Annotated in this window: 21 protein-coding genes; 8 read left to right on the top strand and 13 right to left on the bottom strand. The window is 63.3% G+C overall.

All coding sequences use genetic code 11. The features are described 5' to 3' along the window. Positions 1-8 precede the first annotated feature (8 nt). On the bottom strand, positions 9-857 hold the full coding sequence (locus tag AB5Y99_RS19305) for a response regulator transcription factor (RefSeq protein ID WP_368210557.1): 849 nt from the start codon (positions 855-857) through the stop codon (positions 9-11). Positions 858-1,003: 146 nt separating this feature from the next. Between AB5Y99_RS19305 and tyrS the strand changes: the two genes are divergently transcribed. From tyrS to AB5Y99_RS19320, 3 genes are all read left to right on the top strand, one after another. Continuing rightward, positions 1,004-2,269 (top strand): tyrosine--tRNA ligase, encoded by a 1,266-nt coding sequence (gene tyrS, locus AB5Y99_RS19310; protein ID WP_368210559.1) that lies wholly within the window; start codon positions 1,004-1,006, stop codon positions 2,267-2,269. A 168-nt stretch (positions 2,270-2,437) separates the two neighbouring features. Beyond that, positions 2,438-3,349 (top strand): triacylglycerol lipase, encoded by a 912-nt coding sequence (locus AB5Y99_RS19315; protein WP_005336451.1) that lies wholly within the window; start codon positions 2,438-2,440, stop codon positions 3,347-3,349. Further along, complete coding sequence (locus tag AB5Y99_RS19320; protein ID WP_368210560.1) at positions 3,346-4,095, top strand: lipase secretion chaperone; 750 nt, start codon at positions 3,346-3,348, stop codon at positions 4,093-4,095. Before AB5Y99_RS19315 ends, AB5Y99_RS19320 begins: the two co-directional genes overlap by 4 nt. A gap of 36 nt (positions 4,096-4,131) precedes the next feature. Here the strand turns inward: AB5Y99_RS19320 and AB5Y99_RS19325 are convergent, their stop codons facing one another. The 4 genes from AB5Y99_RS19325 to sgrR form a co-directional block, all read right to left on the bottom strand. Beyond that, positions 4,132-4,833 carry a hypothetical protein gene (locus AB5Y99_RS19325; protein WP_042081272.1) on the bottom strand — a complete coding sequence of 234 codons (702 nt, stop codon included), beginning with the start codon at positions 4,831-4,833 and terminating at the stop codon, positions 4,132-4,134. Positions 4,834-4,877: 44 nt separating this feature from the next. Continuing rightward, positions 4,878-5,273 carry an acyl-CoA thioesterase gene (locus AB5Y99_RS19330; protein WP_368210561.1) on the bottom strand — a complete coding sequence of 132 codons (396 nt, stop codon included), beginning with the start codon at positions 5,271-5,273 and terminating at the stop codon, positions 4,878-4,880. A gap of 264 nt (positions 5,274-5,537) precedes the next feature. Next, positions 5,538-7,715, bottom strand: coding sequence for a catalase/peroxidase HPI (gene katG, locus AB5Y99_RS19335; protein WP_368210564.1), 2,178 nt, complete (start codon positions 7,713-7,715; stop codon positions 5,538-5,540). A 145-nt stretch (positions 7,716-7,860) separates the two neighbouring features. Further along, the gene (gene sgrR / locus AB5Y99_RS19340; RefSeq protein WP_368210609.1) at positions 7,861-9,564 is read right to left on the bottom strand and encodes an HTH-type transcriptional regulator SgrR; all 1,704 of its coding nucleotides are present in this window, start codon (positions 9,562-9,564) and stop codon (positions 7,861-7,863) included. 100 nt (positions 9,565-9,664) lie between these two features. Here sgrR and AB5Y99_RS19345 point away from each other — a divergent pair, with 100 nt between their 5' ends. The 3 genes from AB5Y99_RS19345 (at position 9,665) to AB5Y99_RS19355 (ending at position 11,993) form a co-directional block, all read left to right on the top strand. Beyond that, the gene (locus AB5Y99_RS19345; protein ID WP_101323416.1) at positions 9,665-9,841 is read left to right on the top strand and encodes a hypothetical protein; all 177 of its coding nucleotides are present in this window, start codon (positions 9,665-9,667) and stop codon (positions 9,839-9,841) included. Positions 9,842-9,991: 150 nt separating this feature from the next. Beyond that, entirely contained in the window at positions 9,992-11,260 is a 1,269-nt protein-coding gene (locus tag AB5Y99_RS19350) for an O-acetylhomoserine aminocarboxypropyltransferase/cysteine synthase family protein (protein WP_019445447.1), read from the top strand. Positions 11,261-11,366: 106 nt separating this feature from the next. Next, the gene (locus AB5Y99_RS19355) at positions 11,367-11,993 is read left to right on the top strand and encodes a glutathione S-transferase family protein (protein ID WP_201958425.1); all 627 of its coding nucleotides are present in this window, start codon (positions 11,367-11,369) and stop codon (positions 11,991-11,993) included. Between the two features lie 63 nt (positions 11,994-12,056). Here AB5Y99_RS19355 and AB5Y99_RS19360 read toward each other — a convergent pair whose 3' ends face one another. Beyond that, positions 12,057-12,956, bottom strand: coding sequence for a DMT family transporter (locus AB5Y99_RS19360; protein ID WP_368210568.1), 900 nt, complete (start codon positions 12,954-12,956; stop codon positions 12,057-12,059). Positions 12,957-13,093: 137 nt separating this feature from the next. Continuing rightward, positions 13,094-13,534: a DUF2214 family protein gene (locus AB5Y99_RS19365; protein WP_005355246.1), complete on the bottom strand. Its 441-nt coding sequence runs from the start codon at positions 13,532-13,534 to the stop codon at positions 13,094-13,096. Positions 13,535-13,617: 83 nt separating this feature from the next. On the opposite strand from AB5Y99_RS19365, the gene AB5Y99_RS19370 reads away from it, so the two are divergent. Further along, a complete protein-coding gene (locus AB5Y99_RS19370; RefSeq protein WP_368210570.1) occupies positions 13,618-15,252 on the top strand; it encodes a diguanylate cyclase in 1,635 nt (544 codons plus the stop codon). 115 nt (positions 15,253-15,367) lie between these two features. Here the strand turns inward: AB5Y99_RS19370 and AB5Y99_RS19375 are convergent, their stop codons facing one another. The 6 genes from AB5Y99_RS19375 to AB5Y99_RS19400 are packed head-to-tail and all read right to left on the bottom strand — an operon-like array spanning position 15,368 to position 20,632. Further along, complete coding sequence (locus AB5Y99_RS19375) at positions 15,368-16,021, bottom strand: HAD family phosphatase (RefSeq protein ID WP_110303945.1); 654 nt, start codon at positions 16,019-16,021, stop codon at positions 15,368-15,370. A 39-nt stretch (positions 16,022-16,060) separates the two neighbouring features. Next, positions 16,061-17,068: an ABC transporter ATP-binding protein gene (locus AB5Y99_RS19380; RefSeq protein WP_323917993.1), complete on the bottom strand. Its 1,008-nt coding sequence runs from the start codon at positions 17,066-17,068 to the stop codon at positions 16,061-16,063. 6 nt (positions 17,069-17,074) lie between these two features. After that, positions 17,075-17,851, bottom strand: a complete 777-nt coding sequence (locus AB5Y99_RS19385; RefSeq protein WP_263085200.1) for an ABC transporter permease — start codon at positions 17,849-17,851, stop codon at positions 17,075-17,077. Beyond that, positions 17,844-18,743 (bottom strand): ABC transporter permease subunit, encoded by a 900-nt coding sequence (locus AB5Y99_RS19390; protein ID WP_323917996.1) that lies wholly within the window; start codon positions 18,741-18,743, stop codon positions 17,844-17,846. Before AB5Y99_RS19390 ends, AB5Y99_RS19385 begins: the two co-directional genes overlap by 8 nt. Then, positions 18,743-19,576, bottom strand: coding sequence for an alkaline phosphatase family protein (locus tag AB5Y99_RS19395; RefSeq protein ID WP_368210573.1), 834 nt, complete (start codon positions 19,574-19,576; stop codon positions 18,743-18,745). The genes AB5Y99_RS19390 and AB5Y99_RS19395 overlap by 1 nt, the downstream gene beginning before the upstream one ends. A 9-nt stretch (positions 19,577-19,585) precedes the next feature. Continuing rightward, positions 19,586-20,632, bottom strand: a complete 1,047-nt coding sequence (locus AB5Y99_RS19400; RefSeq protein ID WP_069554147.1) for an ABC transporter substrate-binding protein — start codon at positions 20,630-20,632, stop codon at positions 19,586-19,588. Between the two features lie 183 nt (positions 20,633-20,815). On the opposite strand from AB5Y99_RS19400, the gene AB5Y99_RS19405 reads away from it, so the two are divergent. Beyond that, a complete protein-coding gene (locus tag AB5Y99_RS19405; protein WP_227274335.1) occupies positions 20,816-21,646 on the top strand; it encodes a UTRA domain-containing protein in 831 nt (276 codons plus the stop codon). Positions 21,647-21,665: the final 19 nt, after the last annotated feature.

The following is a 21,665-nucleotide window of genomic DNA, read 5'->3' on the forward strand; positions in this document are numbered from 1 at the left end:
GGCCCGCCCTATGGTGGGCTCGTTGTATCTCCCATCGATGAAACGGGGGATGCCTCCATCGGCGCCGTAATGAGGTGGTTCAGAAAGAGATTGAACAGCTCGGCCCGCGAGCCGAGCCGCAGCTTGCCATAGAGATGCTTGCGGTGATTCTTCACCGTACCGCTGCCAATCCCGAGCTCCGCGGCAATCGCCTCGGTATCCAATCCCTGCAACAGCAACTCCGCCACCTGCCGCTCGCGCCGGGTGAGCAGATCCCCCCCAACACTCGCCATCGCCTGCTCCACCGCACTCTTGAGGCTGGCGCTGTCTGGCAGTGCAGTGCTCTGGGCCAGCAGTGGCTGACTCTGCCGCCACTGCTGACGACAGAGCGAATGCACCAGCGGGAACAGCTGCTCCAGCCTTGCCTGCTCGTCACGGCTGAGGGTACTGCGCTTGTCGAGTCGCCCCAGAAACAGCATCAGCGTCAGCCCGTCCCGCACCGGCAGGATCAGCCCCACCTCCTCCTGCCAGCCGGTGGCCTGATAGAAGTGGTGGCGATATTCGGGATCGAGCCGCCCTTGGGAGACCTGCGCCAGGGTCCAGACGCCGGCAGGCAAGCCCTGTTCCAGCGCCTGCATAAAGGGATCCTGACTGAAGTGGCTGGTGAGGTAGCGGTCAAACAACAGAGCCCGCTGATGATTGAGGTTGTCGTAGAGGTAGACGGGGCGCTGCCCCACCCCGAGCAGCAGGGCGCAATCAAACGCCACCTGTTGCTGGATCAGCCGCACCAGCGCCGCCGCAAAGGCGCTGCTGTGCAGGGCATCGACCACCTCGGTCATGCTGCGGGTCAAGGTATCTGTGGTGAATGGCTGGGTCATGGTGACACGTTTCCGGTGACGGGGAGCGATTCCCCGCTATGGCTGAATGCTAGCACGAGAGTGGCAAAACTGTCCCTAAGGGGACATATCCGCCACCGGCCAGAACGGCGAGGATGACGGCTTTTCCCCCTGCTGTTGGAGAACCCATGATCAACCCCCACATGCTCGATGAGCTGACCGAGCGCGGCCTTGTGGCCCAGAATTCCGACCCCGCGGCCCTGGCCGATCATCTTGCCACCCCGCGCACCGTCTATTGCGGGTTCGATCCCACTGCCGGCAGCCTGCATATCGGTCATCTGGTGCCGCTCTTGATGCTGCGCCGCTTCCAACTGGCGGGCCACACCCCGGTGGCTCTGGTGGGCGGGGCGACCGGCCTTATCGGCGATCCCAGCTTCAAGGCGACCGAGCGCAGCCTCAACAGTGCCGATACCGTGCAGGGTTGGGTCGCCAGCCTGTCTGCCCAAATAAGGGCGCTGCTGCCCGCCGATGAGGGCCTGTCGGCCCCGCAACTGGTCAACAATGGCGACTGGATGGGGCAGATGTCCGCCCTCGATTTTCTGCGGGATATCGGCAAGCACTTCTCGGTCAATGCCATGCTGGCGCGGGAATCGGTGCGCCAGCGGCTGGCTCGCCCGGATCAGGGCATCTCGTTCACCGAGTTCTCCTACGCTCTGCTGCAATCCTACGACTTTGCGGTGCTGCACCAGCGGCTCGGTTGCACCCTGCAGATTGGCGGCAACGACCAGTGGGGCAATATCACCAGCGGCATGGATCTCACCCGCCGCCTCCATCAGGCGCAGGTACACGGCATGACCCTGCCCCTTATCACCAAGGCGGACGGCACCAAGTTCGGCAAAACCGAAGGGGGCGCGGTCTGGCTCGATCCGGCGCTCACCTCCCCTTACGCCTTCTACCAGTTCTGGCTCGGCACCGCGGATGAGGATGTCTACCGCTTCCTGCGCTACTACAGCTTTATGTCGCTGAGCGAGATTGATGCACTGGAGGCGGAAGACGCAAAGCGGCAGGGACGCAAGCAGGCCCAGCAGGTGTTGGCGAACGAGCTGACCGAGCTGGTACACGGCAAGGCAGCATTGGCGGCAGTACAGCGCATCAGCGAGCTGCTGTTTAGTGGCGACGTGACCCGCCTCGGCGAGAGCGATCTGGCCCAGTTGGCGCAGGATGGCATGCCGAGCAGCACCATCAGCGGCGAGGCGGATCTGGTCAGCCTGCTGGTCAGCTGCGGTCTGGCTAACTCCAGGCGCATCGCCCGCGAACTGCTGGCGGCGGGCGCCATCAGTCTCAATGGTGTGCTCAAGCAGGATGAACAGCTGAGCGCCACGGATCGGCTGTTTGGCCGCTACCTGCTGCTGCGCCGGGGCAAGAAGCAGTATCACCTGGTGGAGTGGCAATAAGCCGCAGGGCGGGGAGCACTGCCTCCCTGCCCGCACCCTGAATCCCTTTTGACTCCCGAGTTGCGATCCCCCTCACAGCCTCTCCCGTCAGCAGCCACCATACTGGCACCGGCGAACATGGAGTACGCCACACAATCTGTTCCTCACGAATCAACAAGGATGCTGATGATGAAGAGATGGCTTCTGGTGCTGCTCTGCACCCTGCCCATGCTGGCACACGCCAGCGGATACACCCAGACCCGCTACCCCATAGTGCTGGTGCACGGCCTGTTCGGCTTCGACAAGCTGCTCGGGGTCGATTACTTCTATGGCATTCCCCAGGCCCTGAGCCGGGATGGTGCCAAAGTCTACGTGGCTCAGGTGTCGGCCACCGCCAGTTCGGAACAACGGGGGGAGCAACTGCTCGCCCAGGTTGAGCTGCTACTGGCGGCCACCGGCGCCGAGAAGGTCAACCTGATCGGCCACTCTCACGGCGGCCCCACCATTCGCTATGTCGCCTCGGTCGCCCCCGAGCTGGTCGCCTCCGCCACCAGCGTCGGCGGGGTCAACTATGGCTCCGAGATTGCCGATCTGGTGCGGGCCAATGCCGCCCCCGGCAGCGCCGCCGAGAAGCTGGCTGCCGCCGCGGCCCACGCCCTCTCCGGCATGATTTCACTGCTCTCGGGCGGGAGCCAGCTGCCGCAAGATCCGGTCGCCGCCCTCGATGCCCTCACCAGCAAGGGGGCCAGCCAGTTCAACCAGCGCTACCCGGAGGGGCTGCCCAGCCGCTATTGCGGCGAGGGGCCGATGCAGGCCAGCAACGGCGTCTACTACTTCTCCTGGAGCGGGCGCGGCAACCTGACCAATCTGCTGGATCCGGTGGATCCTGCGCTGGCGCTGACCGGCGCCTTCTTCAAGGAGCCCAATGACGGACTGGTCGGGGTCTGCAGCAGCCACCTCGGCAAGGTGATCGGCACCAGCTACCGGATGAACCATCTGGACGAAGTGAACCAGTCCTTCGGCATCCACCATCTGTTCGAGACCGATCCGGTCACCCTCTATCGCCAGCATGCCAACCGTCTCAAGGAGCTGGGACTATGAAGATAGCCACCCTGCTCGTCGTGCCCTGCGCCATCACCCTGCTACTTGGCGGGGTGTTGCTCTGGCCCACTGCACCGACGGCAGACTCATCACAGGCTCAAGCCAGCCAGCATGCACAGAGCCACCCGCACGATCCCGAGCAGGAGGCCGCCGATGCCCTACAGGCGCGCTATCGCACCTTTGTTTCCGCCCAGAGCAGCCTGACGGTGCCCACCGAGATCTCCCTCGCCAGCTTGCAGATCCTGTTTGACGAGCGGGAGCAGCTGCGCCAGCAGAGTTTTACCCCGGCCGAGCAGGCCCAGCTGTTTGCCGAGGATCGGCTGATGGAGCAGCTGACCCTGCGCCGCAGGGCGCTGGCGGAGGCGAGAGACAGCGACAAGTCGCAGCTGGTCAGCGAGCTGGATCTCTGGCTGGCGGAGCAACCGGGCTGGTTTCGCGAGGCGGAGGCCAACAGCCGCCTGCTTGAGGAGTTGCAAGAGCTGGCGCAGATGGACCCGGCCAAACGGGAGGCTCTGCTGCTGGAGACAGGGGGGCCGGAAGCGGTGGATCGGATGCGCCAGCTGGAGCAGAACCGGCAAGGGTTCGAGGAGCAGCTCAGCGGCTTTCTGGCCGAGCTCAGGCAACTGCCGAACGAGGCCCGGGCCGAACAGCAGCAGGAGCTGCTGGCCCGCTGGTTCGAACCCGGACAGTGGCGCCGGGTCGAGGCACTCACCCGGCTCAAACTGGGGGAGCCACAAGCCGAATGAGAAGGGGGCCCGCGATGGGCCCCCTTGCTATTGCGCTTATTGCGGCTTGTTGGCCCCCGGCAGCGGCTGCCAGGTGAGGCGGGTCACTTGGGTGCCCTGCACCTCGCACTTGAGGCTCAGCTCCTGCCACCCCTTCTCCTGACGCAGGGAGACCTCCCCTTCGATCCCCTGCTCGCCAATCTTCAGCTTATCCTGCTCGAAGATCACCTTGTCGCCGTGGGCGAGATCCATCAGTTTGCCGTTGCAGAGCCAGTGAGCGAGATCCGCCCCCTTCAGCTTGACGCCCCCCTTGGCCGCCTTCTGTTCGGCCGCACTCACCACAAACAGCTTGCTCAGCTCGGCGGCCCGCTTGGTGAGCCACTCCTGACGCTGCTGCATGCTCATCTTGCTGACGAATTCGGCGGGCTGGCCCTTCTCGTCCAGCCATTGGGTCAGCTTGCCGCTGTCGTCAAAGGCGAACTGGGCGGCGGGCTCTTTGACCCCGAACAGCTTGCCGCCCTTGAAGTAGTAGCGGCTCTCCCCTTCCAGCTTGCCCAGCTCGTTCATGATGGGCACGGCGATGATGACGGGGGCGCCATCGATCCAGGCTTTGATGTCGACACCGTCATGGCTGAATTGACGGGTATCGAGAGCGCTCTCGGCCCCCTTCTCCATCAGGGTAAACTGCTCGGCGAGAGAAGCGGCCAGAGAAGGGAGGGAGCAGAATCCCAGGGTCAGCGCGATCGCTGTGTTGCGCATTGAGTTGTACATAACACTCCTGTGATGGGCCATCCGGCCCGTGGTTAACTCTCTGTCAGCCAGGCCCGCAGCCCTTCCCGGTGAGCATCGCTCAGGGGCAGGGATTGGCGGGCCCGGTAGTCAAAATGGATCAGGGTCGTTTCGGCGGTGACGGCCAGTTCGCCGCCCTGCCAGGCCTCCTGCCAGACCGTAAATGAGCTGGTGCCAATGCGGCGCACGCCGGTCTTGATGGTGACCGGCTGGCCGTAGAACAGCTCCCGTTTGAACTGCACCGTGTAACCCGCGATGATCAGATGCCAGTTATGCACATCCAGATCGGGGGAGAAGATCCGGAACAGGGGATCCCGCGCCGATTCGAACCAGACCGCCGGCACCGTATTGTTGATATGGCCGAGGGCATCCGTCTCCTGAAAACGGGGTTGGATATGCATTTCCAGCATGGGTTGACTCCTTGTCTCTTTGTTTCTGTCCTTGTCCGTTCATGGGACATCAGTGGCCAATGGGTGGCCGCCGGGCATCACCAGCGGATCAGCATGTTACATGATACTGCTGGCCCAAGCACAGGGATGCCAGCGGCCCTGCGCGACCGGCCAGCGGGTGTCGCAGCGCGGCGGATTGTAGGGCTGCACAGAAAAGCGGGCAGTAAAAAGCCCCACACACCTAGGGTGTGCGGGGCTGATGCAGATAACCAAACGGCTCGGGGACTAGCCCAACAGATCGAAGCGATCCGCATTCATCACCTTGTTCCAGGCGGTGATGAAGTCACAGACAAACTTCTCCTTGTTGTCATCCTGGGCATAGACCTCGGCATAGGCGCGCAGCACCGAGTTGGAGCCGAACACCAGATCCACCCGGGTGGCCGTCCACTTCAGCGCGCCGCTGCGGCGATCGCGGATCTCGTAGAGATTGCTCGCTTTCGGCAGCCACTGGTAGCCCATGTCGGTCAGGTTGACGAAGAAGTCGTTGCTGAGCACCCCGACCCGATCGGTAAAGACCCCGTGCCCGGTACCGCCGTGGTTGGTGCCGAGCACCCGCATCCCGCCGACCAGCGCCGTCATCTCGCAGGCGGTGAGCCCCATCAGCTGGGCGCGATCCAGCAGCAGCTCCTCCGCCGTCACCACATAGTCCTGCTTCAGCCAGTTGCGGAAGCCGTCGGCCAGCGGTTCCAGCACCTCGAACGAGGCCACATCGGTCTGAGCCTGAGTGGCGTCCCCCCGGCCCGGCGCAAACGGTACGCTCACCGTCACTCCGGCGGCCTGGGCAGCCTGCTCGATGGCGAGGTTGCCCCCCAGTACGATGAGATCCGCGACGCTGACGCCACACTCGGCCGCCAGCTTGTCATAGACCGCCAGCACCTTCGCCAACTTCGCCGGTTCGTTGCCCGGCCAATCCTTCTGCGGCGCCAGCCGGATGCGGGCGCCGTTGGCACCGCCCCGCTTGTCGGAGCCTCGGAAGGTACGGGCACTATCCCAGGCGGTAGTGACCCGCTCACTGATGGAGAGGCCGCTGGCGGCGATCCTGGCCTTCACCGCCGCCACATCATAATCGGCACGTCCGGCTGGCACCGGATCCTGCCAGATCAGATCTTCTGCCGGCACATAGGGGCCGACATAGCGGCTCTTCGGCCCCATATCCCTGTGGGTCAGCTTGAACCAGGCGCGGGCGAAGGCGTCGGAGAAGGCCGCCGGATCATCGCGGAAGCGCTCGGCAATCTTGCGGTACTCGGGGTCGAATTTGAGCGCCATGTCGGCATCCGTCATCATGGGTTTGCAGCGGATCGACGGGTCCTCCACATCCACCGGCATATCCTCTTCGGCGATATTGATCGGTTCCCACTGATGGGCCCCCGCCGGTGATTTTTGCAACCACCAGTCGTACTTGAACAGCAGCTCGAAGTAGCCGTTGTCCCATTGGGTCGGGTGGGTGGTCCAGGCCCCCTCGATGCCGCTGGTCACTGTGTTGCGGCCGATGCCGCGGCTGTGGTGATTGATCCAGCCGAGCCCCTGCTCTTCGAGGCTGGCCCCTTCCGGCTCGGGCCCAAGCAGTTTGGCGTCGCCGTTGCCGTGGGCCTTGCCGACGGTGTGGCCACCGGCGGTCAGCGCTACCGTCTCTTCATCATCCATCGCCATGCGGGCGAAGGTAACTCGCATATCTTGCGCGGTTTTCAGTGGATCTGGCTTGCCATCCACCCCTTCCGGGTTGACGTAGATAAGCCCCATCATCACCGCCGCCAGCGGGTTTTCCAGATCCCGCTCGCCGGAGTAACGACCACCCGGCTTGCCGCTGGGCGCCAGCCACTCTTTCTCCGATCCCCAGTAGATATCCTTCTCCGGGTGCCAGATATCCTCGCGGCCAAAGGCGAAGCCGAAGGTCTTGAGCCCCATGGACTCATAGGCCACGGTGCCCGCCAGAATGCTCAGGTCGGCCCAGCTGATCTTGTTGCCGTACTTCTTCTTGATGGGCCACAGCAGGCGACGGGCCTTGTCGAGGTTGGCGTTATCCGGCCAGGAGTTGAGGGGGGCGAAACGCTGGTTGCCGCTGCCACCGCCACCGCGGCCATCGGCGATGCGGTAAGTCCCGGCCGAGTGCCAGGCCATGCGGATCATCAGGCCGCCGTAGTGGCCCCAGTCGGCGGGCCACCACTCCTGACTGTCGGTCATCAGGGCGGTCACATCCTGCTTGAGGGCCGCCATATCGAGCCCCTTCAAGGCTTCCCGATAGTTGAAACCGGCCCCCAGCGGATTGGTCTTGGTATCGTGTTGGTGAAGAATGTCGAGGTTGAGGCTCTTCGGCCACCACTCCATTCTGGACGTCTCGACAGAGGTGGTTCCCCCGTGCATGACCGGGCATTTTCCTGCGGAACTGTCTGAATTATTGCTCATCGTTTTCCTCATTTGCTCTGCTGTCCATAACCTGAAACAGCATGGCACAGAGGCGTGACACAAACTGTGCAGCAACGGCCGATTTACGGATCTTTCACGCAAGCGGCCACGGAGCGCCCGTCGGCCGCGACAGAAATTGGACGAACTATGGCGCCTCTGCGGGCTGATGGGGCGGCTCGGGCCGCAGCCAGGCGCTGCGAAAATCGAACCAGCCGAGCGCTGTCATCCGCACCCCGTGCACGCCGACCCGGCTCTCCAGCTCCAGCCAGTGGTGAAACAGCGGCACAAACCAGCTCTGCTGCTGCACCGTTGCCAGCAGGGCGCGGGGGCCTGGCTCCTCACCGCTGGCGCGCCACTGCATCAACCCTTGCCACAACTCATGCTGACTGCTCCACACCTTGCGCAGCAACGGGGTGCCCTGCAACCAGACGTAGGGGGCAAAGGGGCCGGCATGTTCGAGGTTGAGGGTGCCGAGCCAGAGATCCACGTCTTCATCCTCGCCACTCACCCAGCGACCGTAATCGAGGGTGCGCACCTCGAGCCTGATCCCCTGTTCGGCCAGCAGGCTGCTCATGGCGTTGGCGCACTCGTTGAACTCCAGATGCTGGTTGAAGCAGGCGAGCACCAGTCTCCCCGGCAACTGCGCAGGTGTGGGCAAGGGCGTGGGCAACGCTTCGCGCCAGTGAGGAAGCAGGCCGAGGGCGCTGGTCCAGCCCCGTTGCAACTCGGGGGCGACCCGCCCCATCAGGGCCACCGGATTGAGCAACTGGCCGAGCCACTGCCGCAGAGCGGGAGCCTGCAAGGATCCGGAGCGATCGTCCTGCAGCAGAAAGTAGCATCCCGACTCCAGCTCCGATTCGCCGCGCATGGTGCCGAGCTCTGGGCTGTCGCGCCCCAGCTGCAGGTGGGTCTCCAGCCGCTCAGCAAGCTCCGGCAGCATCCAGATGTCGATCTCGTCGAGCAGGGCCCGCAAACCGAAAAAATCGTCGAACGCGGCAAGGCAAAGATGCAGGGGATCGTTGGCGGCGACCCGGTAGGGGCCGGTGCCCACCGGTTGCAGGGCAAAGCCCGCCTCCCCCTTGAGCTCCCGCGGCAAGATGGTCGCCACCGGCTCCGCCAGCAGGTGGGGCAGCCAGGGATCCGGACTGTCGAGATAGAGATCCAGAGTGCGCGGCCAGGGGCTCTCCAGCCGGTCCAGATGGGCGAACAGCGGGCGATCCCGCAAGGCCAGCAGACTCTCCATCACATCCTCCACCACCAGCTCGCGGCCGTGATGAAAACGCACCGCCGGACGCAGATAGAAGCGCCAGCGGCAGGGGCCCAGACACTCCCAGTGGTGGGCGAGATCCCCTTCGATTTCCCCATTTTCCTCATTTCGCCGGGTGAGGCCGTTGAAGATCTGGCGGCTCAGGTGAATTTCGGAGCGGCGCATCGGGCCGGTGGGCAGCAACTGCGGCAGCGGCCGGTAGTAGGGCACCCGCAGGATCTGCCGCCCTTCGCGGGTGGCTTGACCGAGCTGCTCGATCAGCAGCGGGGTGAGCAGATCGAGGCGATCTTCCGCCAGCCGCACCGCCTGCGCCAGCTGGCCTTGACTGAGCAGATCCCGCAGCCGGCGCCGGGTCAGGCTCTCCTGACTGTCGAGCAGGGTGAGCCGGGAGCGCCGCCCCCGCCCCGCTTCGGCCGACCAGCTGAGCCAGCCCTGATCCTGCATTCGCCGCAGCAGCAGACGGGCGTTGCGCGGGGTGCAGCAGAGCAGATCCGCCACCTCGGCGAGACTGATCTCCCGCTCGTCGCTGCCAAGCAGCTGGGCGAGTCGTTGAAATTGCTGATAGAGGCGACCGGTCGGCATAAAAGAGGAAATCCCGTTGCTGTAAGTCATCAGTTTTTACTTCCGCATTTTAGCTCAATACTGCTGATGAACGTGAGAACCACAGTAGAGGAGCACCATCATGAGCCACGCCAACCCCCTCAAACCTAACCGGATCCAGCAGACCTTGCGCCGTTACTTCAAGCGGATCCTGCCGCGCCCGCTGGCGCTCATCGAGGATCCCATGCAGCAGCTCAACCGCCTGATGCAGTGGGATATGAACCAGATCGATGACAAGGAGTATCGCCGTCGCCTCTGAGTGCGGGCCATGCCAGCCACTCGGGACGCGCATCCCCTGCGGGCGACATTGCTTTGCCGGATCTTGCTGTTTACATCGGCCACGGGCCTGATAGATTGGACGTCTATCCATCTATAACTGCGACAAGCAACATCCAACAAGGAGTGTGTGATGAAAGATGCGACCCTGGCCCTGCACCACGGCTTTTCCAGCGATCCCACCACCAAGGCCGTCGCCGTGCCCATCTACCAGACGGTGGCCTACGAGTTCGAGAGCGCCCAGCACGGGGCGGATCTGTTCAATCTGGCGGTGCCGGGCAACATCTACACCCGCATCATGAACCCCACCAACGATGTGCTGGAGCAGCGGATGGCCGCGCTGGAAGGGGGGATCGCCGCACTGGTGGTCTCGGCAGGTTCCGCCGCCATCACCTACGCCATTCAGGCGCTGACCGCCGCCGGTGACAACATTGTCTCCACACCCCAGCTCTATGGTGGCACCTACACCTTGTTCGCCCACATGCTGCCAAGTTTCGGGGTCGAGGTGCGCTTTGCCAAAGATGACAGCGCCGAAGCAATCGCCGCCCTTATCGACGACAAGACCAAGGCGGTCTACTGCGAGAGCATCGGCAACCCGGCGGGCAACATCGTCGATCTGGCCGCGCTGGCCAAGGCAGCCCACGCCCGCGGCGTGCCGCTTATCGTCGACAACACGGTCGCCACCCCGGTGCTCTGCAAGCCCATCGAACACGGCGCTGACATCGTCGTCCACAGCCTGACCAAATATGTCGGCGGCCATGGCAACTCGCTGGGTGGCGTCATCGTCGACTCGGGCAAGTTCCCCTGGGCGGATCACGCCGAGCGCTTCCCCCAGCTGACCAAACCCGAACCCTCCTACCACGGGGTGGTCTATACCGAGGCCTTTGGCCCGGCCGCCTTTATCGGGCGGGTGCGTACCGTGCCGCTGCGCAATACCGGCGCGGCGCTGGCGCCGATGAACGCCTTCCTGCTGCTGCAGGGGCTGGAGACCCTCAGCCTGCGCATGGAGCGCCACGTCGACAACGCCCTGCGGGTCGCCCACCACCTCAAGCATCACCCAAAGGTGGCCTGGGTCAGCTACGCCGGTCTGCCGGGTCATCCCCACTATCTGCTGGCAGAGAAGTACATGGCCGGTCGCCCCTCGGCCATCCTCTCGTTCGGTCTGAAGGATGGTTACGAGGCGGGCGTGCGCTTCTACGATGCGCTGAAGATCTTCAAGCGGCTGGTCAACATCGGCGATGCCAAGTCGCTGGCCTGCCACCCCGCCTCCACCACCCATCGCCAGCTGAGCGAGGAAGAGCAGGCCAAGGCCGGGGTGAAACCCGAGATGATCCGGCTGTCGGTGGGGATCGAGGCGATCGAGGACATACTGGCGGATCTGGATCAGGCGCTGGAGGCCTGAGTCAGTCAACGAGGGAGCGGGCATCAGCCCGCTCTTTTTGTACTGCCGGTGAACCGCCCTCCTCACCCGCTCGTATACCCCATCCTGCCACCGAATCGAGGTCGTTATGATAGTCCTGCACCACCTGAACAAATCCCGCTCCCAGCGCATCATCTGGCTGCTCGAAGAGCTGGGCCAGCCCTATGAGATCAAGGCGTATCAGCGCGATGCCACCACCTTTCTGGCACCGCCCGAGCTGAAAGCCATCCACCCCCTCGGCAAGTCGCCGGTCATCGAGTTCGACGGCCGGGTGCTGGCGGAATCAGGCGCCATCACCGAGTACCTGATCGCCCGCTACGCCGCCGAGCGGCTGGCACCGGCACCAGATAGCCCGGAGTATCCCGAATATCTGCAGTGGCTCCACTTTGCCGAGAGCTCCGGCATCCTGCCGCTGCTGCTCGACATGTTCGTGCGCAAGGATGGCAGCCCGATGCGCTTCCTGCCGGACTACGCCAAGGCGGAGTGTGCCAAGGTGCTGGGCTACCTCAATGAGGTACTGGCGAATCGCCACTATCTGGTGGGGGATCGCCTCTCCGGCGCCGACATCATGAACTCCTTCCTGGTGGATCTGCTGGCACAAAGCGGTCAGTTGGCCAACTTCCCGCACCTGCAAGCCTACTGGCAGCGCCTCAATACCCATCCGGCCCGTCAAAAGGCGGTAGAGCTGGAGCGCGAGCTGGATCAGCGCCCCTGACCGAACAGCCACCATGAAAAACGCCCCGACAGTCGGGGCGTTTTGTTATGCAGCGAGCGCGGTTTACTTGGTCGCTGGCACCTTGTCGCGGCGCGACTTCCACCACCAGCGCAGCCGGATCTGGGAGATAAGCATCCCCGCCAGCATCAGGGCGCAACCGGCAATGGCGCGCTCATCCAGCGTCTCACCCAACAGCAACACGCCACCCACGGCGGCAAAGACGGTCTCCAGACTGAGGATGATGGCGGCATGGGCAGGATGAGCGCCCCGCTGCCCCACCACCTGCAGGGTATAACCCACCCCGACCGATACCAGCCCGGCATAGAGCAGCGCCTGCCAACCGGCCACTGCGCCACTTAACGTCGGGGTTTCGATGACAAAGGCGGTGGCAAGGCTGAGCAGGCCGCAGACTACGAACTGCACTCCAGCCAGCTTGATGGGGGCAACCCGGTTGGAATAGTGATCCACCAGCAGCAGGTGAACGGCCCAGAACAGGGCGCCGACCACCTGCAGCAGATCGCCAAAGCCGATGGTGAACTCGTCGGTGACGCTCAGTACATAGAGACCGGCCAGCGCAATGACGGCGCCGATCCAGGTATTGAGACCACTCTTGTGGCGCAGCAGCAGCCCCAGTACCGGCACCAGAATGATGTAGAGCCCGGTGATGAAACCGGCCTTGGCGGCAGTGGTATAGAGCAGCCCCACCTGCTGCAGGGAGGCGGCACAGAACAGCACCAGCCCGGCCAGCACACCACCGATCAGCAGTTGGCGATGGTCGCCCGCGACGGCAACAGGTTGTCGGGATTTGAGCCACCAGAGCAGTGGCAGCAGGGAGAGGGCGCCGAGCAGAAAGCGCAGGCCATTGAAAGTATAGGGCCCCATGTGATCCATCCCGAGGCGCTGGGCGACAAAGCCCATACCCCAGATGGTGGCAGCCATCAGCAACATCAGATTGGAGCGCATGGCGATTCTTCCTTAAATCGGCGCGTGACGGGTTATCCGATCCAAGATACCCGCCTCCCTATCCTCTTGTCTCCACTCTTTGTCTTCGCTCTCGCTCTCAACGCGCTGCATCGCACTGCTTTTGAGCACCGCGAGTGTTACAGCAGCGAGGGCTTGGTGAACACGGCCAACAGGGCAATCAGTAGCAGATTGCCCCGCAGGATCCAAACCACCCGGAAGTGCTGCTGGATGGAGATCATCGGCGCCTTGCCCAGACGCAGGGCGCGACGCCAGCGATAGAAGAGGCGACTGGGATAAACGAGGGAGCCAACAATCAGCAGAAACAGCCCCATCTTGAGGCCGTGGGCAGGATGGGCAAAGATCTCTGCCACCGAGCTGGCATGCTCGAGGGCCAGCAGACACCCGGTCGCAAAGATGGAGAAGAGCGCCAGCGCAGCCACCCCATCTGCCAGCAGCAGGCGGCGCACTCGCAGCATGTTCAGGCCGCGCCGAAAGATCAGATACTCGACACAGAGGGCAAGGATTAGCACCGCTATGCTGCCATAATGAATCATTGAGAGCAGAGTGTGGTTCAGCATCGGAAACATCTCATTTTCTGCCTTTAGACGAGCCGCACCGCATCATATATGCTGGTGTCACCCGAGACGAAAAGGATCTGTTCATGTCCCCCGCCAAGCCCAAGAACACTTGGTCTTTGATCACCCGCATGCGGCTGGGCCTCCTCTTGCTCTTTATCCCTGTGTTGCTGCTCGGCAGCATCTACTACCTGCATATGGAGCGCACCCTGCGCCACGAGCAGCAACAATATCTGATTGCTCGCAACACCCAGTATTTCCATACCCTGATCGAACCCTATCTGGCGACCCTCAAACGCCAGTTTACGCTCATTTATCAGCAGGTAAATTATCAGGATTTCAGCGGCCCGGAGATCCGCAACGGCGAGCGCTACCTGCAACAGTGGCAGGCCTACCACAAGGTGATGGAGCTCGATTACGTCTACGTGGGTACCGAGCATCGCAAGATGCTGATCCACCCCTCCTGGCAGGCTGACGAGAAGTTCGATCCCAGAACCCGCCCCTGGTATCTGCTGGCATCCAGCCATCCCGGACAGATTGTCTGGACTGATCCTTATTACGACTACACCTTGGGCACTCTCACCATGGCGCTGGCCCGGGTGATTGAAGATCCTGACGGCAAGCGGGTTGGCGTACTCTCGTTGGATACCCAGCTCACCCCCCTCGCCAGCTGGCTAAACAGTCGGCATGATCAGAGTCACCATTTGGGCAATGGCTATCAGCTCCTGCTCAACCATGACGGACTGGTGCTGGCCCATCCGGATCGTGAACGGGTATTCAAACCCCTCGCTCACCCCGACTGGCTGGCCCGGATGCAACAGCCGCAGGGCTTTTTCCTCGATAATGCCAGCGGCCTGATGGTCTCCTACTACCGCATCCCCGAGCAGCGCTGGATCCTGCTCAGCGTCGAGCCGACTGCCAGCATGCAGCAGGTGATCGACAGCGTCTCCATCAACGTGCAGCTGATGATTGCCGTCGCCTGCATTCTCTATCTGCTGCTGGCACTGCTCTGGTCCCGCTACTTCCGCCGCATGCTGGGGGAGATCACCCTGCTGATCCGCGCCAGCCGCTCCGGCGGTATTGCCTACAACGGCCGCCGTATGCTGGAGCTGGCCAAGGTCTATGAAGAGATGGATGCCGCCAGCCAGGACTTTGCCCAGATCCGCCTGCAAGCCCATCAGGACAAGCTCACCGGCCTCTACAACCGCCGCTTCTTCGACGAGTGCCTGCAGAAGCAGCTCAACAGTGGCGCCCCCTTCGGGGTGGTGATGTTCGATCTGGATGATTTCAAACGGGTCAACGATACCCACGGCCATCAGGCGGGGGATGTGGTGCTCAAGCGGGTGAGCAAGCTGGGCATGAATCTGTTCCACGAGTGGGGCTGGTTCTGCCGCTATGGCGGTGAGGAGCTGGTGCTGATCTTCCGTTACGGCGAAGAGCAGCCGATGCTCCCCTCCCTGCTGGAAGCGTTCCGGCTCGGGGTGGAGCAGCTGGAGTGGCGCGAACCCGACATCACCATCACCATCAGCGGCGGGGTGGCCTTCAGCCGCTCCGGGCTCTCGGCCAAAGAGCTGGTGGAGCTGGCCGACAAGGGGGTCTATCAGGCCAAGCGGGAGGGGAAAAACCGTATCTGCTTCCCGCTGCGCCACGCCCCTCACCAGAGTGCCGAGGAGGAAGTGCCCGCCTTTGGCGAGCCCCGGCAACAAACCAACGAGGGGTAGCCACCGCCGCCAGCCTCAACCACAACGCCGTCCGCAAAAACAAAGAGAGAGGCTCCAGCCTCTCTCTTTGTTTAACGTGCTTCTTGCCGCACGTTAAGCCTGTGTGGCGGGCAGCTCAGCGCTGCCACTCCCACACTGGCCAACCCAGCTCCTCGGCCTGCTGACGCAGCGCGGGGGCAGGATTGACCGCGTGGGGATGGCTCACCGCCCGCAGCATGGGCAGATCGTTGTGGGAGTCGCTGTAGCCAAAGCTCCCCTGCCAGAGGTGGTCCCTGCCGGCAAACAGCTGGTTGATGCGGGCCACCTTGCCTTCGCGAAAACTGAGGGTGCCGCGGGTCTGGCCGGTCAGCATCCCCTCCTCCTCATCGAGCAAAATGGCGACGCAGTGATCCATCCCCAGCATCTTCGCCATGGGGGTCACCAGATGCTCGCCGGAGGCGGAGATGAGCACCAGATCGTCGCCCCGCTCCCGATGCCATTCGATGCGCGCCAACCCCTCGGGGTAGAGGCGCTCGCGCAGCACCTGCTCGGCAAAGCGGGTAGAGAGCGAGTCGAGCCACTGGCGCGTCTTGCCCGCCAGCGGTTGCAGGGTGAAGGCCATGTACTGGTGCATGTCCATCTTGCCCTGATGGTAGAGGGACATCATGGCCTGCTCCTCCGCGATCATGCTGGCGGGCGCCAGCTCCTCGGCCACCATGTACTCCAGCCAGAGGCTGGCTGAATCCCCGGCAATCAGGGTCTCGTCCAGATCAAACAGTGCCAGTGCCATGAGGGCTCCTTGCGGTAACAACGAAAATGAAACGAGGCGTCATGCTACCTCACAGAGTTGATCCCGGACCACCGCCAGGGTCACGGCGCTGCCGGTTGCCAGCAGATCGCCAGCCGAACGGTTGAGGCAATCCACCGTCAACAGCCCCGCCTCGCACTCCACCTGATAGCGGATGACGTTGCCGAGCAGCTGCTGCTGGCGAACGATGCCGGGCAGGCTGGGCTCGCTGCTGGCCGCCCCAGCGGGCAGCAGGGTGATGGACTCCGGCCGCAGCGCCAGCTTGCCCTGAAAACGGGGGCCGAACAGCGACTTGCCCTGCTCTGCGCCGAGCAGGTTGTAGTTACCGATAAAGCTCGCCACAAACTCGCTGGCGGGACGGGTGTAGATCTCCTCCGGCGTGCCGCTCTGGACGATGGATCCCTTGTTCATCAGGAAGATCCGATCCGACATGGTGAGCGCCTCCTCCTGATCGTGGGTCACGAAGATGGTGGTGAGTTCGAGCCGCTGCTGGATCTCGCGGATCTGCTGGCGCAGGCTGCGGCGGATGCGGGCATCCAGCGCCGAGAGCGGCTCGTCCAGCAGCAGGATCCGCGGCTGCACCACCAACGCCCGGGCCAGCGCCACCCGCTGGCGCTGACCGCCGGAGAGCTCGGCAGGATAGCGGCGCTCGAAACCGGTCAGCTCCACCAGCGCCAGCGCCTCCTGCACGCTGGCGGCGAGATCCCGTCCCGGCTGGGGTTTCATTTTGAGGCCGAAGGCGACGTTGTCCCACACAGTCATGTTGGGGAACAGCGCATAACTCTGGAACACCATGCCGATGCCGCGCTTCTGGGGTTCCTGCCAGGTGATCTCCTCACCGGCCACCCGCACCTGACCGCCATCCACCGGGGTGAGCCCGGCCAGCGCCCGCAGCAGGGTGGATTTGCCGCAGCCGGAGGGGCCGAGCAGGGTCACCAGCTCCCCCTTGCGGATGCCGAATTCGATCCCCTCGAACACCGGCGTATCGCCGTAGGATTTATGCAACTGATTGACTTCTAAATGAAACATCTTGGATCACCGATGAAATCTGTTGGCCGCCCAGGTGAGCAGCAGGGTCAGCAGGAAGTAGCTCATCACCAGCGCACTGGTGAAGTGGCCAGAAGTGGCGCGCATGTTGTAGAGGTAGACCTGCAGGGTCTCGTAACGGGTGCCCACCAGCATGTTGGCAAACACGAACTCGCCGAGCAGGAAGGAGAGGGAGAGAAACAGCGCCGCCAGCAATCCCTTGCGCAGGCAGGGGATCACCACCAACAGAAAGGCGCGGCGACTACTGGCCCCCAGCAGATGGGCGGCATCCATCAAATCCCTGAGCGGCACCCCTTGCAGGCTGTTGGCCAGCGCTCGGTACATGAAGGGGAGCACCACGGTGAACCAGGTGCCGATCAGGATCCACGGCGTGCCAATAATCGGCAAGACACCATCGGCGTAGATCTGCAGCAGCCCCACTGACGAGACCACAGGTGGCACCGCGAAGGGGAGCAGGATCAGCAGGTTCATCCAGGGATCCAGCTTTGGGAAGTAGTAGGCCACCACCAGCACGGTCGGTACCAGCACCAGGGTCCCCAGCAGCAGGGTGGCGAAACAGACCAGCAGGCTGCGGCCAAACGCCGCCAGAAAACGCGGATCGCCCCACAGCTTGACATACCAGTCGAGGGTAAAGCCGTCCGGCAGCAGGGTCGCCCCCCAGCGGGTGGAGATGGAGTAGAGAAACGTGGCCAGCAGCGGCAGCAGCAGGGTGGCGACCAGCCCACCCAGCACCCACTTGGGCCAGCGCGGCGTCAAATCATGCATGGGATTGCCCCTTGTTCACATAGCTCTTTTTCAGCAGCCACTGGTTGGCGGCCGTCACTACCCCCAGCAGCACCATCAGGATCACCGCCAGCGCCGCCGCCATATTCGGCTCGAGGAAGATATCGCCGGAGACCAGACTGGCCACCCGGATGGTCACCAGATTGAAGTTGCCGGTAGTGAGGGCGTAGGCAGAGGCATAGGCCCCCACCGCGTTGGCAAACAGGATGATCAGGGTACCGAGCAGCGCAGGCGTCAGCACCGGCAGCGCCACATGCCACACATACTGCCCCTTGCTCGCCCCCAGCAGCGCGGCCGCTTGCGGCCACTCATCCTGCAGCGCATCAAACGCCGGATAGAGCAGCAGCAGGGCGAGCGGGATCTGGAAGTAGGTGTAGATGAGGATAAGGCCGCTGCCCGAGTAGAGGTTGAAACCGTCGATGAGGCCCCAGGATTTCAGCAGCAGAGTGACCGCGCCGTTGATGCCAAGAATGATGATAAAGGCGAATGCCAGCGGCACACCGCTGAAGTTGCCGGTCATGGTGACGAAGGCCAGCAGCACCCGCTTGACCCGCTCGCCGCTGTGGCGCAGCGCGGCTGCCCCGAGGGTGCCGATGGCCAGCCCCGCCAGACTGGCGATACCGGCGATGCGCAGCGAGTTGCCGAACGATTGCAGGTAGAAGGGGGAGCTCAAAATCTCCCGGTAGTAGTCGAGGCCCCAGCCATCGGGGGTCTGGAAACTGCCCACCAGCACCCACACCATGGGGGCAAGCTGGAACAGGATCATCAGCAGGATAAAGGGCAGCAGCACCAGCGCGGGCAGCCAGTGGCGGCGCATCTTCTGCTTGGTTGCCACGGGTTGATCCACGAGGATCTCGGTGGTTGCAGGCATCATCAGTGCACCTCGCGCATAAAGGCGGCCTTGAGCAGCGGTGGCGCTGCCGCCTTGTCGTGGGAAACCCCCAGCAGATCCGCCATCAGGGCGCAGAGCTGGGTCTGGGCAATCGCCACCCCATCAGGCCAGCGCTCGACGAAGGCATCGCCAAACAGCCAGAGCGGTACGGTGCGCTCTTCAGGCAGGGTGCCGCCGTGGCTCAGGTCGTTGTTCATGCCGTGATCCGAGGTGACTACCACCTGATACCCCTCCGCCAGCCACTGGGGCAGCAGATCGGCCAGCAGGCTGTCCATCCGGCGCGCCTGATTGCGGTACTGGCGGGAATCGAGGCCAAACTTGTGGCCCGCATCGTCCACCCCCATCGGGTGGATCAGCAGAAAATCGGGGTCATATTGGGTTCTGAGCCATTCCCCATCCATCAGCAGATGGCTGTCGGGGTAGTGGTCATCCCAGTAGAAGCAGCCGTGCTGGATCGGCAGCAGCTCGTCATGAGTAAAGCGATCGCGGGCCGCCAGCCAGGGGCTCTTGTTGTAGAGCTCGCTCACCCAATGGTAGGCCGCCGCTGCGGTGCGTTTGCCCGCGGCGCGGGCCAGATGGAAGATGGAGTCATGCAGACTGAGGCGACTCACCCCGTTGTGGGTGATGCCGCTCACCACCGGCGGCACGCCGGTCAGGATGCACTCGTAGAGGGGTCGGGAGAGAGACGGCAGGGCAGCATTCAGGGTCGTATGCAGGCCCCGCCCCGCCTCCACCATGCCACCGAGGTAGCCCATGGTGTGGGCTACCTCGGCTGCCAGACCATCCACAAGTACCACTATCACCTTGTGTTGCACTGGATTCCCTTACTGCATGTTGATCATGACGGTTTCTTGCCACTGGCGCGGCAGGGCTTTGGAGCTCTGCTCCCAGGCGGCGTGATCCTGCACCGGCTTGGCATTGGCGTACTGCTCGGCCGGCAGCAGCTTGGCCTTCACGTCATCCGGCAGCGCAACGTTGCTGCGGATCGGGCGGGCGTAGCCACGGGCCAGGTTGATTTGACCGGCATCGGAAAGGATGTATTCACGGGCCAGTTTGGCAGCGTTGGGGTTCTTGGCCCACTTGTTGATGATGGTGGTGTAACCGGCGATGACGGAGCCGTCACTCGGGATCACCACATCAAACTTCTTGGGGTCGATCTGGTCGCGGTAGTTCAATGCGTTGAAATCCCACAGCACACCCACTTCCACCTCACCCTTCTCGATGTTGGCGATGGTGGGATCGTTCAGGGAGAGACGACCCTGCTTGGCCAGCTGACCGAACAGCTCCAGTGCAGGTTTCAGATTCTTCTCGCTACCGCCGGTGGCATAGGCCGCCGCCAGCACGCCGTTGTTGGCCTGGGAGGCGACGCCCACATCACCCAGGGTCACCTTGTAGTCGCCACCCAGCAGGGATTGCCAGCTGGTGGGGGCGGCCTTGACCAGATCCTTGTTGATCAGGAAGGCGATGGTGCCGGTATAGGCCAGCATCCAGTGACCGTCCGCATCCTTGGCCCAGTTGGGAATATCAGCCCAGGTGGAGGGTTTGTAGGGCTGGGTGACCCCCTGCTTGACCGCAACCGGGCCGAAGGCACCACCCACGTCGCCGATATCGGCGGTGGCATTGGCCTTCTCGGCGGCGAACTTGGCGATCTCCTGCGCAGAGCTCATGTCGGTATCCTGATGCTTGATGCCGTAGATGCTGCCCAGCTGCTGCCAGGTATCCTTCCAGTTGGCCCAGCTGTCAGGCATGCCGATGCTGTGGAGCTGGCCTTCGCCACGGGCGGCCTTTTCGAGATCCGCGATATTTTCAGCTGCAAAAAGTGGTTGGCTGATGGCCACCATGGCCAGTGCACTTGCGATCACGCTTTTCATCATCCCATCCCTCTGGACTAGGTCAGTTAAGGTTCGAGAGGGATGCTAGAGGGGAATTGTGACGGTGGCGGGGCGCTTTAATGGCAGTTTGATGACAATCACCCTGTCATGGCGCTGTCATCCACAGCAGTTACAACTCTGAACCCGAGTGAGGCTGGACTACTCCAGTCATCCGCCTTCTGAATAAGCAACAGGGACAAGAGTGTGACCGAGCCGAGATTGAGCGAGCAGAGAGTGAACGAACAGAGCATGGCCGATGGCCGCTCCTCCTCCAAGTGCGAACAGATTTGCCAGACCCTGCGCCGCTATATCGGCAGCGGCCAATTGGGGGCCGGGCAGCAGCTGCCCGCCGAACGGGCCCTGAGCGAACGCTTCGCTACCACCCGCATCACCATCAAGGAGGCGCTCTCCAGCCTCGAAGCGGACGGCCTTATCTACCGGGCCGAGCGGCGCGGCTGGTTCGTGGCACCGCCCCGCCTCACCTACGATCCCGCCATCCACACCCACTTTCACCAGTGGATCGGCGAGCAGCAGCGCACCGCCGAAACCCGGGTGCTGGCCCACGGCAGCGAACTTGCCAGCAGCGAACTGTGCCGCTGGATGGGGCTGGAACCCTTCACTCCACTTTATGAGATCCGCCGCCAGCGACTGATCGACGGCCGCCCGGTGCTTCATGTCAGCCACCACCTGCTGGCGAGCCGCTTTCCCGATATCGCCAGCGCGCCGCTGGCCAGCTCCCTCACCGAGCTCTATCAGCAGCGCTATGGCATAGGCCAGGGTGGGGCGAGTCTCGAGATCACCCCCTCGGCGGCGCGCGGCGCCATCGCCCGCGCCCTCAATCTGGCGGAGGGGAGCGCGGTGCTGCGGCTGGTGCGGGTCAACTATGACGAGCGAGGCGCTCTGGTGGATTGCGATATCGAGCACTGGCGGCCGGATGCCATTCGTATCTGTCTCGATACGCGAGCGTTGCAGCCGCTCGCAGGCAAGCTGCAACAAACACGGGTCGCAGATTAGACTCCAGCCAACAGAGCGG

The organism is Aeromonas sp. R4-2, from assembly GCF_040908295.1.
In the GTDB taxonomy this organism is placed as follows: Bacteria; Pseudomonadota; Gammaproteobacteria; order Enterobacterales; family Aeromonadaceae; genus Aeromonas; species Aeromonas veronii.

What these genes read in the sequence shown, in the direction of transcription:
- sgrR (WP_368210609.1), bottom strand. Translation starts at nt 9,564, where the DNA reads ATGCCGACCGGTCGCCTCTATCAGCAATTTCAACGACTCGCCCAGCTG.
- AB5Y99_RS19400 (WP_069554147.1), bottom strand. Translation starts at nt 20,632, where the DNA reads ATGAAAAGCGTGATCGCAAGTGCACTGGCCATGGTGGCCATCAGCCAA.
- AB5Y99_RS19365 (WP_005355246.1), bottom strand. Translation starts at nt 13,534, where the DNA reads ATGCTGAACCACACTCTGCTCTCAATGATTCATTATGGCAGCATAGCG.
- AB5Y99_RS19350 (WP_019445447.1), top strand. Translation starts at nt 9,992, where the DNA reads ATGAAAGATGCGACCCTGGCCCTGCACCACGGCTTTTCCAGCGATCCC.
- AB5Y99_RS19385 (WP_263085200.1), bottom strand. Translation starts at nt 17,851, where the DNA reads ATGCATGATTTGACGCCGCGCTGGCCCAAGTGGGTGCTGGGTGGGCTG.
- tyrS (WP_368210559.1), top strand. Translation starts at nt 1,004, where the DNA reads ATGATCAACCCCCACATGCTCGATGAGCTGACCGAGCGCGGCCTTGTG.
- AB5Y99_RS19330 (WP_368210561.1), bottom strand. Translation starts at nt 5,273, where the DNA reads ATGCTGGAAATGCATATCCAACCCCGTTTTCAGGAGACGGATGCCCTC.
- AB5Y99_RS19370 (WP_368210570.1), top strand. Translation starts at nt 13,618, where the DNA reads ATGTCCCCCGCCAAGCCCAAGAACACTTGGTCTTTGATCACCCGCATG.
- AB5Y99_RS19380 (WP_323917993.1), bottom strand. Translation starts at nt 17,068, where the DNA reads ATGTTTCATTTAGAAGTCAATCAGTTGCATAAATCCTACGGCGATACG.
- AB5Y99_RS19305 (WP_368210557.1), bottom strand. Translation starts at nt 857, where the DNA reads ATGACCCAGCCATTCACCACAGATACCTTGACCCGCAGCATGACCGAG.
- AB5Y99_RS19315 (WP_005336451.1), top strand. Translation starts at nt 2,438, where the DNA reads ATGAAGAGATGGCTTCTGGTGCTGCTCTGCACCCTGCCCATGCTGGCA.
- AB5Y99_RS19375 (WP_110303945.1), bottom strand. Translation starts at nt 16,021, where the DNA reads ATGGCACTGGCACTGTTTGATCTGGACGAGACCCTGATTGCCGGGGAT.
- AB5Y99_RS19390 (WP_323917996.1), bottom strand. Translation starts at nt 18,743, where the DNA reads ATGATGCCTGCAACCACCGAGATCCTCGTGGATCAACCCGTGGCAACC.
- AB5Y99_RS19345 (WP_101323416.1), top strand. Translation starts at nt 9,665, where the DNA reads ATGAGCCACGCCAACCCCCTCAAACCTAACCGGATCCAGCAGACCTTG.
- AB5Y99_RS19320 (WP_368210560.1), top strand. Translation starts at nt 3,346, where the DNA reads ATGAAGATAGCCACCCTGCTCGTCGTGCCCTGCGCCATCACCCTGCTA.
- AB5Y99_RS19325 (WP_042081272.1), bottom strand. Translation starts at nt 4,833, where the DNA reads ATGCGCAACACAGCGATCGCGCTGACCCTGGGATTCTGCTCCCTCCCT.
- AB5Y99_RS19360 (WP_368210568.1), bottom strand. Translation starts at nt 12,956, where the DNA reads ATGCGCTCCAATCTGATGTTGCTGATGGCTGCCACCATCTGGGGTATG.
- katG (WP_368210564.1), bottom strand. Translation starts at nt 7,715, where the DNA reads ATGAGCAATAATTCAGACAGTTCCGCAGGAAAATGCCCGGTCATGCAC.
- AB5Y99_RS19355 (WP_201958425.1), top strand. Translation starts at nt 11,367, where the DNA reads ATGATAGTCCTGCACCACCTGAACAAATCCCGCTCCCAGCGCATCATC.